General features: G+C 50.2%; 13 protein-coding genes. 12 read left to right on the forward strand and 1 reads right to left on the reverse strand.

All coding sequences use genetic code 11. The annotated features are described in order from the left end of the window. The first annotated feature begins 36 nt into the window (after positions 1–36). Both Q4563_RS11745 and Q4563_RS11750 read left to right on the forward strand, forming a co-directional pair. On the forward strand, positions 37–387 hold the full coding sequence (locus Q4563_RS11745; RefSeq protein WP_215977234.1) for a 4a-hydroxytetrahydrobiopterin dehydratase: 351 nt from the start codon (positions 37–39) through the stop codon (positions 385–387). Between the two features lie 139 nt (positions 388–526). Beyond that, positions 527–1255 (forward strand): sulfotransferase family 2 domain-containing protein, encoded by a 729-nt coding sequence (locus Q4563_RS11750; protein WP_303604617.1) that lies wholly within the window; start codon positions 527–529, stop codon positions 1253–1255. A 48-nt stretch (positions 1256–1303) separates the two neighbouring features. Here the strand turns inward: Q4563_RS11750 and can are convergent, their stop codons facing one another. Then, entirely contained in the window at positions 1304–1933 is a 630-nt protein-coding gene (can, locus tag Q4563_RS11755; protein WP_215977232.1) for a carbonate dehydratase, read from the reverse strand. A 93-nt stretch (positions 1934–2026) separates the two neighbouring features. On the opposite strand from can, the gene sbcB reads away from it, so the two are divergent. The 10 genes from sbcB to ccoS all read left to right on the forward strand — a co-directional run bounded on the left by sbcB (position 2027) and on the right by ccoS (position 13157). After that, positions 2027–3478 carry an exodeoxyribonuclease I gene (sbcB, locus tag Q4563_RS11760; RefSeq protein WP_303604618.1) on the forward strand — a complete coding sequence of 484 codons (1452 nt, stop codon included), beginning with the start codon at positions 2027–2029 and terminating at the stop codon, positions 3476–3478. Between the two features lie 262 nt (positions 3479–3740). Then, entirely contained in the window at positions 3741–4961 is a 1221-nt protein-coding gene (locus Q4563_RS11765) for an argininosuccinate synthase (RefSeq protein ID WP_215977230.1), read from the forward strand. Positions 4962–5186: 225 nt separating this feature from the next. After that, the gene (gene ccoN / locus Q4563_RS11770) at positions 5187–6635 is read left to right on the forward strand and encodes a cytochrome-c oxidase, cbb3-type subunit I (RefSeq protein WP_303604619.1); all 1449 of its coding nucleotides are present in this window, start codon (positions 5187–5189) and stop codon (positions 6633–6635) included. A 12-nt stretch (positions 6636–6647) separates the two neighbouring features. Continuing rightward, the gene (gene ccoO / locus Q4563_RS11775) at positions 6648–7259 is read left to right on the forward strand and encodes a cytochrome-c oxidase, cbb3-type subunit II (RefSeq protein WP_215977228.1); all 612 of its coding nucleotides are present in this window, start codon (positions 6648–6650) and stop codon (positions 7257–7259) included. 1 nt (position 7260) lies between these two features. Further along, positions 7261–7476: a cbb3-type cytochrome oxidase subunit 3 gene (locus tag Q4563_RS11780; protein ID WP_303604620.1), complete on the forward strand. Its 216-nt coding sequence runs from the start codon at positions 7261–7263 to the stop codon at positions 7474–7476. A gap of 2 nt (positions 7477–7478) precedes the next feature. Next, positions 7479–8393 carry a cytochrome-c oxidase, cbb3-type subunit III gene (ccoP, locus tag Q4563_RS11785; protein ID WP_215977226.1) on the forward strand — a complete coding sequence of 305 codons (915 nt, stop codon included), beginning with the start codon at positions 7479–7481 and terminating at the stop codon, positions 8391–8393. Positions 8394–8493: 100 nt separating this feature from the next. Further along, complete coding sequence (gene ccoG / locus Q4563_RS11790; RefSeq protein WP_303604621.1) at positions 8494–9924, forward strand: cytochrome c oxidase accessory protein CcoG; 1431 nt, start codon at positions 8494–8496, stop codon at positions 9922–9924. Continuing rightward, the gene (locus Q4563_RS11795; protein ID WP_215977224.1) at positions 9924–10475 is read left to right on the forward strand and encodes a FixH family protein; all 552 of its coding nucleotides are present in this window, start codon (positions 9924–9926) and stop codon (positions 10473–10475) included. The genes ccoG and Q4563_RS11795 overlap by 1 nt, the downstream gene beginning before the upstream one ends. Before the next feature lie 41 nt (positions 10476–10516). After that, positions 10517–12913, forward strand: a complete 2397-nt coding sequence (locus Q4563_RS11800; protein WP_303604622.1) for a heavy metal translocating P-type ATPase — start codon at positions 10517–10519, stop codon at positions 12911–12913. 52 nt (positions 12914–12965) lie between these two features. Then, positions 12966–13157 carry a cbb3-type cytochrome oxidase assembly protein CcoS gene (gene ccoS, locus Q4563_RS11805; RefSeq protein ID WP_215977222.1) on the forward strand — a complete coding sequence of 64 codons (192 nt, stop codon included), beginning with the start codon at positions 12966–12968 and terminating at the stop codon, positions 13155–13157. Positions 13158–13160: the final 3 nt, after the last annotated feature.

Consider the following 13160-nt stretch of genomic DNA (forward strand, 5'->3'; position numbering starts at 1 on the left):
GTTAAATAACACCTCATGCTTACCCGGAGGTGAACTATGACACAACTACGAGAGCAATCCTGTGAGGCGTGTCGAGCAGATGCGCCTAAATTGAATGCTGCACAAATTAGCGCACTCATGGCGGAAGTGCCTGGGTGGCAAGTTATTGAGCCGGGCGGTATAGCTCAGTTGATGCGTGAGTTTTCATTCGCCAACTTTGCTCAAGCGCTGGCCTTTACTCAGCAAGTAGGGGAGTTGGCCGATTCGTTTGACCATCACCCGGTACTGATAACCGAGTGGGGTAAGGTGACGATTTACTGGTGGAGTCATAAAATTCGTGGTCTACATAAAAACGATTTTATTATGGCGGCTAAAACCAGTGCTTTGTTCATGCCCGGTTCAGATTAACGCTGTATTGTTTCAGTAGCTGAGTCGGCCAGCTAGAATACAATTTGTTACAGCTTGAGACGCATTAATTCAGTACATTCAGCTCCACTTATTTCTCGGTGGACTGTTGTACTGTTATGTACAGTTTTTAAGGAAACGAATGCGAAAAGTTATATTTCATTACCATTTTTTTAAAAATGCCGGCACGTCGCTGGATTCTGAATTTAAAAAGAATATCAGCAAAAAGCAGTGGGTAACGCAAGAGTTTCCCGGAGCGATAGAGCCGAACCGAGCCCAGGTCGCCGATTGGGTGACGCGGGAAAAAAATGCCATTGTGTTTTCATCGCATACAGCGCATCTTCCCGTGCCCAAAATCGAAGGTGTACAGTGTTTACCTGTGCTCTTTATTCGCCACCCGGTGGATCGTATTGCCTCTATTTATACTTTTGAGCGCAAGCAGGGTACGGATAATTTTGGTGCTGTTTTGGCTCGCAATACTTCCTTGGCCGGCTATATTGAATGCCGCCTTGCGCTCGTTCGTGACCGCTTGTGCCGCGACTTTCACGCCCACCGTTTGTGTTTGAATTATCACCCCATAGAGGGGGATGAACAGGTGCGTGCTCACAAGGCTTTAGCGGAGCTGCCTTTTGTGGGTGTGGTGGACCGCTTTGATGAGTCGATGGAAAAGCTTGAGTCGTGGTTGCGAACTGAAGGATTTGCCATGCAGCTAAAAGCCGTTCGCAAAAACGTCTCTCGCAACCTTGATGAGTCGCTGGACGAGCGATTGGCCCAAATTAAGTCAGAGATCGGTGCAAAATTGTATCGGCAGCTGCTGGATGCGAATGCGGAAGATATGGAACTGTACCGGCGTGCCTGCGAAAAGCTCTGAAGGTTAAATATGCTGGCCCCGTAGCGGGCCGGCACATTCTAAGGTTATTTAGGTGAGGCGGTAGCGCTCACTGATGTCATCAGGGCTATCGATAGGCTCCATCAGGTTGCGGATAATGCCGTCCTTGATGCTATAACACCAACCATGAATGGTTAACTCTTGTCCTCGTAGCCAAGCATTTTGCACGATATTGTTGTGCGATACATTGGCCACCTGTTGCATAACATTCAGCTCGACTAAGCGCTCTAGGCGCTGTTCTTCGTCGTCAATGTGCTCCAGTTCTTCTTGGTTGTTGTAGTACACATCGCGGATGTTGCGAATCCAATAGTCGACAATGCCAACTTGCTGATTATCCATTGCCGCTTTCACGCCGCCACAACCATAGTGACCGGTAACCATAATGTGTTTCACCTTGAGCACCTCCACCGCGAACTGCATGACCGACAGGCAGCTTAAGTCGGTGTGAATCACTAAGTTGGCGATATTGCGGTGCACAAAGACATCGCCCGGTAACAGGCCGACAATTTGGTTGGCGGGTACCCGGCTGTCTGAGCAGCCAATCCACAGGTACTCCGGTGTTTGTTGTTCGGACAGCTTGGTAAAAAAATCCGGGTCCTCGGCCTTAATATTCTCGGCCCACTCGGCGTTTTTCTCAAATAGATGGTCTAGTTTGCTCATTACTCCCCCCATTCAGTTCGCCCGCCAGTATATGCCAAGGTGCTAGAGATGGTACAGTAATACGTATGTTTACCAACAAAGGATGTGCGGGCAGTGCAAACTTTTTACTGGCACGATTATGAAACCTGGGGAGAGGTTCCGGCGGTTGACCGTCCCAGTCAATTCGCCGGGGTTCGAACGGATGCGCAGCTCAATCCCATTGGTGAGCCGCTAATGGTTTACTGCCGCCCGCCAGAAGATCTGTTGCCCAAGCCAATGGCATGTTTGGTGACAGGGTTGTCGCCTTTCAAGGCGCAGCAAGAGGGGTTGAGTGAGCGTGATTTCGTCGCTCGTATTCATCAGGAGCTCTCAGCTCCCGGTACTTGCGGGGTAGGGTACAATTCCATTCGCTTCGATGATGAAGTGACCCGTTTCAGTTTTTACCGCAATTTTTACGATCCCTATGAGCGCGAGTGGAAGTCGGGTAATTCCCGCTGGGACATTATTGATGTCGTTCGTATGACCCGCGCCCTGCGACCAGAGGGGATTGAATGGCCCAACTACGATGATGGTAAACCCTGTTTTAAGCTCGAGGCACTCACCGCAGCCAATGGGCTAGAGCACGGCGCTGCCCACGATGCGCTGAGTGATGTCTACGCGACTATTGCTTTGGCGCGCTTGATCAAGCAGCGCCAGCCCAAGTTGTTTGAGCATGCCTATAAGCTGCGCAATAAACAGTTTGTTTCCCGGCAGTTGGATATCGATGCGCTCAAGCCCGTGCTGCATATTTCCTCCATGTTTTCCTCAGAGCAGGGCAACTGCGCCCTAATGGTTCCGCTGGCTTACCATCCTAAAAACAAAAACAGCGTGATTGCGTTTAACCTGAGTCAGTCGCCGCGGACGCTGTTAAACGAGCCCGCGTCAGTGTTGGTCGAGCGCTTGTTTGTCGCCACGGCCGATCTGCCCCAGGGGCAAGAGCGTTTAGCGCTGAAAGAGATTCATCTCAATAAATCGCCTATGGTGTTGCCGGTTGCCATGCTGGATGAGGCCACTGAGCAACGTTTGGGGCTAGATCGGGCCGAGTGTGAGCGCCACTGGCAACAGCTTTGTAGTTTGAGCTTGGTGGAGGTGACGGCGCTGCGCGCCAAATTGGCTGAGCTATATCAGCTGAGTGAATTTACCCCTCGCACTGATGTAGACGCCATGCTTTACGACGGTTTTTTGGATGATCACGATCGGGCGCTGGCCCGTAAAATTCGCGCTGGCGACAGCGCCAGCATGGCCAGCGGCCAGTTTGATTTTCACGATAAACGCTTGCCCGAGCTTTTTTGGCGCTACCGCGCGCGCAATTTCCCCGACTCCTTGTCTGCCGACGAGGCTCAGCGTTGGCGTCAGTTTTGTCTGCTGCGCTTAACCGACCCCGCGGCGGGTGCCGGCATTGTCCAGGCCGATTTCGAGGCCGAGCTGACTCGGTTGGCAGCGCAAGATGAACGATTCAAACCATTACTGGCCGAATTGTCGAGCTGGGCCCAGCAGCGGCTGCTTGAGGCTGGCGGTCAGGTATAAATGCGGTAAGCGGTCGGTGTATTTTAGGTAGGCTAGTCCTTACTCGAAAATGCATAGGGGCTGCTCGGGTTATCCACAGAGCGAAGCGGCTAATGTTAAGCCAGAGTTAAGTGTGTAATTTGGTGACGTTACGGTGGGAATTGTACGCGTTTGGCTGTACAATTCCCCGCGCTTATGGAACGCCTACCCATTGCCCATAGTAAAGTAATTGTGATTGGGTGCCCGGGCGCGAAAAAGAATTCTTATCAATTAGGAGCAGAGTATGTCATCCATCAACAAAGTTGTACTGGCCTATTCCGGTGGTCTGGATACCTCGGTGATCGTTAAATGGCTGCAGGAAACTTACAACTGTGAAGTGGTGACATTTACTGCCGATATTGGTCAGGGTGAGGAAGTAGAGCCCGCCCGCGCTAAGGCCGAAGCCTTGGGTGTTAAAGAAATTTATATCGACGATCTGCGCGAAGAGTTTGTCCGCGATTTTGTCTTCCCCATGTTCCGCGCTAACGCCATCTACGAAGGCGAGTACTTACTGGGTACATCCATTGCTCGCCCGCTGATCTCTAAGCGCCTGATCGAGATTGCCAACGAAACGGGAGCTGATGCAATATCCCACGGCGCAACCGGTAAAGGTAATGATCAGGTGCGTTTTGAGTTGGGTGCCTATGCCTTAAAACCGGGTATTCAGGTGATTGCCCCTTGGCGCGAATGGGATTTAACCTCGCGTGAAACCCTGATGGCTTATTGTGAAGAGCACAATATTCCGGTGGATTTCTCTTCTGGTAAGAAAAAATCACCCTATTCGATGGATGCCAACCTGCTGCACATTTCTTACGAAGGCGGTGTGTTGGAGGAGCCTTGGGCCGAAGCGGAAGAAGAGATGTGGCGCTGGAGTGTTTCTCCTGAAGCTGCACCTGATAAGCCGACTTATATTGATCTTACCTTTGACAAGGGCGATATTGTCGCCATCGATGGTGAGCGCCTAAGCCCCGCACAAGTGTTGGCCAAACTCAATCAATTAGGTGGCGATAACGGCATCGGTCGTCTGGATATTGTAGAAAACCGCTATGTGGGTATGAAGTCTCGCGGTTGCTACGAAACCCCCGGCGGCAGCATTATTATGAAAGCACACCGCGCCATTGAGTCCATTACTCTGGATCGTGAAGTCGCTCACCTAAAAGACAGTTTGATGCCCAAGTATGCCGAGTTGGTTTACAACGGTTACTGGTGGAGTCCTGAACGCAAAATGCTGCAAACTGTGATTGATGAGTCTCAAGAGCATGTCAATGGCGATGTGCGCTTAAAGCTGTATAAAGGCGGTATTCACGTTGTGGGTCGTCGCTCAGAAGACAGCTTATTCGATGAAAAAGTCGCCACATTCGAAGACGATGCCGGCGCTTACGATCAAAAAGATGCCGAAGGCTTTATCAAGCTGAACGCTCTGCGTATGCGAATTGCCGCCAACAAAGGCCGCAAACTGCTGTAACGATTGCCCTAACTTGTTTAGGGTGTTATCAACTGCCAGATTTTCTCCGCTCGCTAGGGCGCTGATGTCGTAATGCTGGTGACTGTACTATAGTTGATGAAAATCAAATCTTATCAGTCCTAGGTGTTGGATAATCGCACCTAGGGCGGGTAGCGCTCTGTGCGCCACTTCAAATAACAATATTCATACAATTTGTGTTTTGCCAAAGAGAGTAGGGAAGGTCCTATGAGTAGTAACCTTGTTGCGGCGGGAGATCACCCGGTGTATGACTACAAAGTCGTTCGCCAGTTCGCAATTATGACCATTGTTTGGGGTATTGTTGGTATGGGTGTCGGTGTATTGATTGCCGCCCAGCTAGTTTGGCCCCAGTTAAATGACATTTTTCAGCCGTATACCCATTTTGGCCGCTTGCGTCCATTACATACCAATGCCGTTATATTTGCTTTTGGCGGTTGTGCCTTGATGAGTACCTCGTACTATGTGGTACAGCGCACCTGTCAGGCGAAATTGTGGGGTGGTTGGTTGGTCCCCTTTTCCTTTTGGGGCTGGCAACTGGTGATTGTTCTGGCAGCAATTACTCTGCCTTTGGGGTACACCTCCAGTAAAGAGTATGCCGAACTTGAGTGGCCTATTGATATATTGCTTACATTAGTGTGGGTAGCCTATGCTTTGGTGTTCTTTGGCACGATTGTCAAACGTAAAACCTCACACATTTATGTGGCCAACTGGTTTTATGGCGGTTTTATTTTGACCGTGGCCGTGCTGCACATCGTCAATAGTGCCGCCATTCCTATTTCCTGGATGAAGTCATATTCGGCCTACTCCGGCGCCGCCGATGCTATGGTGCAGTGGTGGTATGGGCACAATGCCGTGGGTTTCTTTCTGACCGCAGGTTTCCTTGGCATGATGTACTACTTTGTACCCAAGCAGGCCGACCGTCCGGTTTATTCTTATCAGTTATCTATTGTCCACTTCTGGGCGCTTATCTCTATTTATATATGGGCCGGCGCGCACCATTTGCACTACTCAGCGCTGCCAGATTGGGCTCAGAGTTTAGGCATGGTGATGTCTTTGATTCTGTTGGCACCGTCTTGGGGCGGTATGATCAACGGTATTATGACACTGTCTGGCGCCTGGCATAAGCTGCGCACCGACCCGACTCTGCGTTTTTTAGTGGTCTCACTGTCGTTCTACGGGATGTCGACCTTTGAAGGCCCGATGATGTCGATCAAAACTGTTAACGCTTTGAGCCACAACACCGATTGGACCATCGGCCATGTGCATGCCGGCGCTTTAGGCTGGGTAGCGATGATTTCCATTGGCGCTATCTATCACTTGCTGCCAATCTTGTTTGGTCGCAAAGAAATGTACAGCGTTAAGTGGATCAATATCCACTTTTGGTTGGCGACCATTGGTACTGTATTGTACATCGCCTCCATGTGGGTCAATGGCATTATGCAAGGCTTGATGTGGCGTGCCTTTAACGATGATGGCACCTTGACCTACAGCTTTGTCGAAGCAGTTCAAGCCAGCTATCCAGGTTATTTTGTACGCTTTTTAGGTGGTGTATTCTTCTTGTCCGGTATGGTGCTGATGGCTTATAACGCCTATCGCACAGCGCAAACACCCGACTCGGTGGATGCCAAAGCCGACGCTAAACCACAGACGGTATAAGGGAGAAGACGCATGAAAGGTCACGATATCGTCGAAAAAAACATCGGTTTAATGACCGTGTTGGTGATTGTCGCCATTAGTTTTGGCGGCCTGGTAGAAATTGTCCCGCAATTTTTCTTAAAAGAAACCACCGAACCGATCGCCGGATTAAAGCCCTTAGGTCCACTGGAACTGGAAGGGCGCGACATCTACATACGCGAAGGCTGCCATGTCTGTCATACGCAAATGGTGCGTCCACTGCGAGCGGAAGTCGAGCGCTACGGCCACTATTCGGTAGCCGGTGAAAGTGTGTATGAACATCCATTTTTATGGGGTTCAAAGCGCACCGGGCCAGATTTGGCACGTGTAGGCGGACGCTACTCCGATGACTGGCACAAAGTTCATTTGTTTAATCCACGGATTGTTGTGCCCGAATCCAATATGCCTTCCTTTCCATGGCTCTATGATCAGACCTTGGATGGCAAACTCACCGAGGCCAAAATGCGCGGTTTGCGCAAAGTTGGTGTTCCCTATACCGATGAAGATATCGAAGGGGCAGGAGAGCAGGTTAAAGGTGTGACGGAAATGGATGCGGTAGTCGCTTATCTGCAGCAGCTTGGTACGCTTTTGCAGGAGAAGCGTTAGCATGGATAAAGGGATGTTGGGGGCCATTAGCACGGTACTGATGGCCATCGCTTTCGCCGGTGTTTGCTGGTGGGCGTTTGCCCCAAAACGGCGTAAGCGTTTCGATGATGCTGCGAACTTACCCTTTGCTGATGAAGGCGATGACGTCACTAACAACGATGACAATGAAGTAGATGAATCCGATTCATCGACCGATGATGTAGCTAGGCGGGATTGATTATGAGTACTTTTTGGAGCCTTTGGATTATCGGCCTAACCCTGACCAATTTAGTGTTGGTGTTATGGGTTTTGTTGGCCAATCGCAAGGTAGCTGTGCGAGATGATGAAACGCCGGAGAATCGAACCACCGGTCATGTGTATGACGGCATTGAAGAATACGACAATCCGTTGCCGCGCTGGTGGTTTAAAATGTTTATCGCCACTTTTATCTTTGCCGGTGTCTACCTAATGATTTATCCGGGTTTAGGTAGCTTTAAAGGTTTCTACCCCGGTGGCTGGACCCAAGAGTTAGAGCTGAAAAGACATCAGCAAAAAGCTGATGCACGCTACGCCGAGCAATTTGGTAAATACAATGCCATGCCGATTGAAACGCTAGCGCAAGATCAAGACGCTATGAAAATGGGTTTGCGTCTTTTTGCCAATAACTGCGCCGTGTGTCATGGCGCCGATGGCGGTGGTAATCATGGCTTCCCCAACTTGACTGATAACGATTGGATTTGGGGCGGTAGCCCAGAGAAAATTAAAGAAACCATCGTACAGGGGCGTAAAGCCGCAATGCCACCCTGGGCTGCGATCTTGGGTGATGAAGGTATTGCACAAACTACTGAGTATGTTCTGAGTTTATCTGGGCGTGAGCACGATGAACAAATGGCTCTCGTTGGTGCTGAGCACTTTAAGCGCAATTGCGTTGCTTGCCACGGAGCAGATGCTACCGGCAATCCAATGTTAGGTGCACCTAATCTGACCGATGATATTTGGCTGTACAGTGGTGAGCCCAGCGGTATTCGCCAGACTTTACGCGAAGGTCGTAACGGCGTTATGCCAGCGCAACAAGAGTTGTTAAAAGAAAGTCGCATCCATCTATTGGCGGCTTATGTATACAGCTTGTCGCTGCCCTATGAGGATCAAGACTAAAAGCGTAGTGGCCGATTGATTATGCCATTAGTCCGGAAAATTTTGCGACACAGTCGCAGAATTTTCCGGAGATTTGACCCCGATCGTTCGAGGAGTCTGTGTGAATCAAGATACCCCCCGCAATACCCCCAGTGATGAGTCTTCCGATGACAGTGGTATTCGTTACGTTAATTTGTACGAAGCGGAAGACAAAATCTACACTCGTCGTATAACTGGTTTTTACCAAAAGCTCCGCCGTTATACAGGCCTACCGTTGATTGCCGGTTTTATCCTTCTGCCGTGGCTAATGATCGATAGCCGACCGGCCATTCTCTTTGATTTGCCCGAACGAAAATTCCATGTCTTGTGGACAACTTTTTGGCCGCACGATGGAATGTATTTGGCCTGGCTGCTGATTATCAGTGCATTTTTATTGTTCACGGTAACGGTCTTGGTGGGGCGGGTTTGGTGCGGATTTACTTGCCCGCAAACAGTCTGGACGCAAATGTTCATTTTTGTCGAGTACTTTTGCCAAGGGGATCGCAACAAACGGATAAAATTGGATGCTGCGCCTTGGTCGCTTGAAAAGGTGTTGAAAAAGGGAGCGACCTTTGGCCTTTGGTTTCTCATCGCATTGATAACGGCCCTTACTTTTATTGGGTATTTCGTTCCTATTCGCGAGTTGATTGTTGGGTTGGTCACCTTGGATGCACACCCGGCGGCCGCTTTTTGGGTGTTTTTCTTTACCGCAGCAACGTTTATTAATGCCGGTTTTTTGCGTGAACAGGTGTGCAAATATATGTGCCCTTACGCTCGATTTCAGGCAGTTATGTACGATACGGATACGCTCACGGTATTTTACAATTATGTGCGCGGTGAGAAACGAGGCCCTCGCAAGCCTGGGGATGATTATAAAGCCCAAGGGTTGGGGGACTGCATCGATTGCTCGTGGTGCGTACAGGTTTGCCCAGTGGATATCGATATCCGAGATGGTATGCAGTCTGAATGTATTGATTGCGGGTTATGTGTCGATGCCTGTAACACCGTGATGGATAAAATGGATTATCCTCGCGGCTTGATCAGCTTTACCACAGAAGATGCCGTGGAAAACGGTAAAACCCATGTATTACGGCCACGTTTTATTGGTTATCTTTTGGTGCTGTTGGTGATGGTCAGCGTATTTGTGTACAACATTTCTACCCGCACGCCACTGGGAATGGAATTACTGCGTGACCGCGGGGTAAGAATGTACCGCATCAGTGGTAAGGACGTACAAAACGTTTATACCTTAAAAATTAATAACATGGATGGTCAGGCGCATCGTTATGCTGTCGAAGTGAGCGGGGATTACCCTTTCCGGGTACAGGGTTACAAGGCGTTAGAAGTCGAATCTGGTGAGGTCTTCACCTTTCCTATGCGAGTGGCCGTTGAGCGCAAAGCACTACAAGATGTAGAAACGCAAATAACGCTAACGGTCACCTCTCTAGATGATCAAAACTTAACTACCCAGCACACCACCAGCTTTATTGGGCCACCTTTAAGAGAGTATTGATGTCAAACGATGTGAAAGAAGGACAACCCTGGTATAAAGAACCTTGGGCTTGGTTTGTACTTACGCCATTAATCGTGGTGGTGATAGTGACGCTTTCTTTTGTCACTGTCGCTGTAAAAATGGCTGATGATACGGTTATCGATAATTATTACAAAGAAGGGCGAATGATTAATCAGTCTCTCGCCCAAGATAAGCGCGCGGCCAACTGGCAATTAAGTGTTGATATTGTTTGGCAAAGTAACAATGAACAGCTACAGCTGGTGTTGCATTCACCGATGATTCCACACCCAGAAGCACTGGTCTTGTGGCTTGATCATCCGGTGGATGAAACTCAAGACTTATCCGTAACAGCCACCAAAACAGGTGCCAACCAGTATACCGCCAGCGTTCCCAATAGTGATCAGCACTGGTACTTAACATTGGTGCCGGTTGGTGAACAAAATCGCAACGAAGCGCCATGGCGCCTTAAAGGTGAGATGAATTTTACGCGCGATCAGCGCTGGACATTTAGCCCTTCGGTTACGGCGTCATCTTCAGCCGCGCAGCCGTAATTTTGTGCACTCGAATAAGCGCGGAATGAGTAAGCGGCGTTATGCCTGAAGCCAGTACAGTAACCCCAAACGATTGTTACCACTGCGGTTTACCGTTGCCTCGCCATGAGCATTACCCCGTGGAGATAGATGGGGTAGAGCGATTAATGTGCTGCCCAGGCTGCCAGGCGGTGGCTACGGCTATTGCCGATGGCGGCCTCAGTCGATTTTACCAATATCGCCAGGCCAGCAGCCAAAAGCCTACGGATCAATCGACCAGTTCAGACTACCAAATTTATAACGACCCCGATGTTCAATCTGAGTTTGTGTTGCCACTTTCCCGTCAGCAAAACCAAGCCAATTTACTGTTACAGGGTATTACCTGCGCTGCGTGCACCTGGCTGATTGAAAAACATTTACTGGCCATTGATGGCGTTGAGTCGGTGCGGATTAATGTCACCAGTTTTAGGGCGCAAATAGTTTTTGAGCCAGATGTGGTAGACCTGAGCGATATTATGCAGCAGCTGGCTTTAATCGGTTATCAGCCGCACCCGGCTACCGATGAAGCGCAAGTGAAACTGGAACAGCGTGAAAACCGCCTCGCCTTAATGCGTTTAGGCGTGGCCGGCTTTGGCATGATGCAGGCCGGTATGGTCGCGGTGGGCCTGTATACCGGTGCAGCTGATCAGTGGCAAATCGTATTGCGCTGGTTAAGCTTGTTGTTATCTACTCCCGTGGTTTTATTCAGTGCACAGCCTTTTTTTCGCGCAGCTTGGCGCAGCTTGCGCGCGGGGCAATTGGTGATGGATGTTCCGGTATCATTAGCGATAATTCTTGGGTTTGGAGCCAGCCTTTGGGCCACCGTAACCAAACAGGGCGATGTCTATTTTGAATCCATCGCCATGTTTGTTTTTTTATTATTGGTGGGGCGCTATTTAGAAATGCGCTCGCGGGCACGCAGTCGTATCGGACGCAGCAATGTGGCGCAGTTGATCCCCGCTGTGGCTACTCGCTGGCAAGAGGGGGCGTGGGTACAAGTTGCGGTGCGTCAGATTAGTTGTGGTGACAGGGTTCGTATAGATGCCGGACAAAATATTTGCGCCGATGGGGTCGTACTCAGTGGCAGCACCAGCGTCAATGAGGCGTTTATCACCGGCGAATCGACCCCGGTGGCTAAGGCGGCTGGGTCGACAGTAATCGCTGGTAGCGAAAATATAGACTCACCTATTGAAATAACAGTGGAATCAGTGGGCAGTGGTACTCGATTGTCTGCGGTGGAGCGCCTAATCCAACAGGCCGAGGCGGATAAACCTCAGCAACTGGCGTTGGCCGACCGGGTGGCGCGCTATTTTGTCGCTGGGGTGTTGTTGGTTTGTCTGGCGGTGTTTGCGGTTTGGTCTTGGCTCGATAGCAGCCGAGCGCTCTGGGTGGCGCTATCGGTATTGGTTGTTACTTGCCCCTGCGCCTTAGCTTTAGCCATGCCCACTGCGTTAACCACCGCCACCGAGGCCTTGCGCAAGCGGGGCGTTTTGATTACTCGCGGTCATGTGTTGGAAACCCTGCCCCGTATCGACCGGGTGTTGCTCGATAAAACCGGCACTCTGACCACCGGGCGAATGTCCTTGGATCAGCTTGAAGTGGTACGACAGGGCGAAAATAAAGAGTATTTGTTAGCGGTAATAGCCGCACTGGAAGAGGGGAGTCGTCACCCGATTGCCAATGCTTTTAATACGTGGCGTCACCAGCTGAAAGCCACTGATATTCAGCAGCATCTGGGCGCAGGTGTGGAAGGGGTAATAGACGGCAAGCACTATCGATTTGGCCGTTTTGATTTTGCAGCCGTAAGCGGTGCGCAGCCAACCTCCACACAGGGGCTGCAGTTGTCATTAAGTGACGAGGTGGGGCAGCTGGCCAAGGTAACGCTAAATGATCCAATTCGTGATGAAGCGTCAACACTGTTGCATCGCCTTGCCAGCCTCGATTTACAAACCGAATTGCTCAGTGGCGATGCCCCGGCCAACGTTGAACGGGTAGCGACACAGCTGAACATAAACACCTACCGCAGCAGCGCCACGCCGGAGGACAAATTGTCGCATTTAGCCACTTGCCAAGACCGAGGTGATACAGTGGCCATGATTGGTGACGGCATAAATGATGTGCCAGTATTGGCAAAGGCGGACGTGTCTTTTGCTATGGCGCAAGCCTCAGAGCTAGCGGCCACCCACGCCGATGTGTTGCTGTTGGCTGATAGTCTTGATCCGATCAGTGATACTTTTGAAAAAGCGGCTCAAACTCGAAAAGTGATTCGGCAAAATCTGACGTTGTCATTGTTGTACAATGCCATAGCGTTGCCCTTAGCCGCTTGTGGTCTAGTCACCCCTTGGGCGGCCGCCATTGGTATGACGGCAAGCTCTTTGATTGTTGTGCTCAACGCTATGCGATTAGCGCGCTGGTCCTAATAGCGCTGCATTGTTTGAATCACAGGTAACTGTCTGAAACACAGGTGTTAGTGTGAATAGTCTGTTTTTTCTTATCCCTATTGCTTTAGTTTTTGTCGCCATCGCGATTCGCGTGTTGCTCTGGGCGATTCAATCGGGTCAGTACGACAATCTTGATACCGAAGCTCACCGAATCCTGTTCGATGATGATCGTAAGCCCGCCGTTAAAAAGTCAGCCACTGACAACAACAAGACACCTAAGTGATCT

The organism is Gilvimarinus sp. 1_MG-2023, assembly GCF_030548285.1.

Excerpts from the sequence above, each read along its gene's own strand:
- Q4563_RS11745 (WP_215977234.1), top strand. The coding sequence starts at position 37 with ATGACACAACTACGAGAGCAATCCTGTGAGGCGTGTCGAGCAGATGCG.
- Q4563_RS11750 (WP_303604617.1), top strand. The coding sequence starts at position 527 with ATGCGAAAAGTTATATTTCATTACCATTTTTTTAAAAATGCCGGCACG.
- can (WP_215977232.1), bottom strand. The coding sequence starts at position 1,933 with ATGAGCAAACTAGACCATCTATTTGAGAAAAACGCCGAGTGGGCCGAG.
- Q4563_RS11765 (WP_215977230.1), top strand. The coding sequence starts at position 3,741 with ATGTCATCCATCAACAAAGTTGTACTGGCCTATTCCGGTGGTCTGGAT.
- ccoN (WP_303604619.1), top strand. The coding sequence starts at position 5,187 with ATGAGTAGTAACCTTGTTGCGGCGGGAGATCACCCGGTGTATGACTAC.
- ccoO (WP_215977228.1), top strand. The coding sequence starts at position 6,648 with ATGAAAGGTCACGATATCGTCGAAAAAAACATCGGTTTAATGACCGTG.
- Q4563_RS11780 (WP_303604620.1), top strand. The coding sequence starts at position 7,261 with ATGGATAAAGGGATGTTGGGGGCCATTAGCACGGTACTGATGGCCATC.
- ccoP (WP_215977226.1), top strand. The coding sequence starts at position 7,479 with ATGAGTACTTTTTGGAGCCTTTGGATTATCGGCCTAACCCTGACCAAT.
- Q4563_RS11795 (WP_215977224.1), top strand. The coding sequence starts at position 9,924 with ATGTCAAACGATGTGAAAGAAGGACAACCCTGGTATAAAGAACCTTGG.
- Q4563_RS11800 (WP_303604622.1), top strand. The coding sequence starts at position 10,517 with ATGCCTGAAGCCAGTACAGTAACCCCAAACGATTGTTACCACTGCGGT.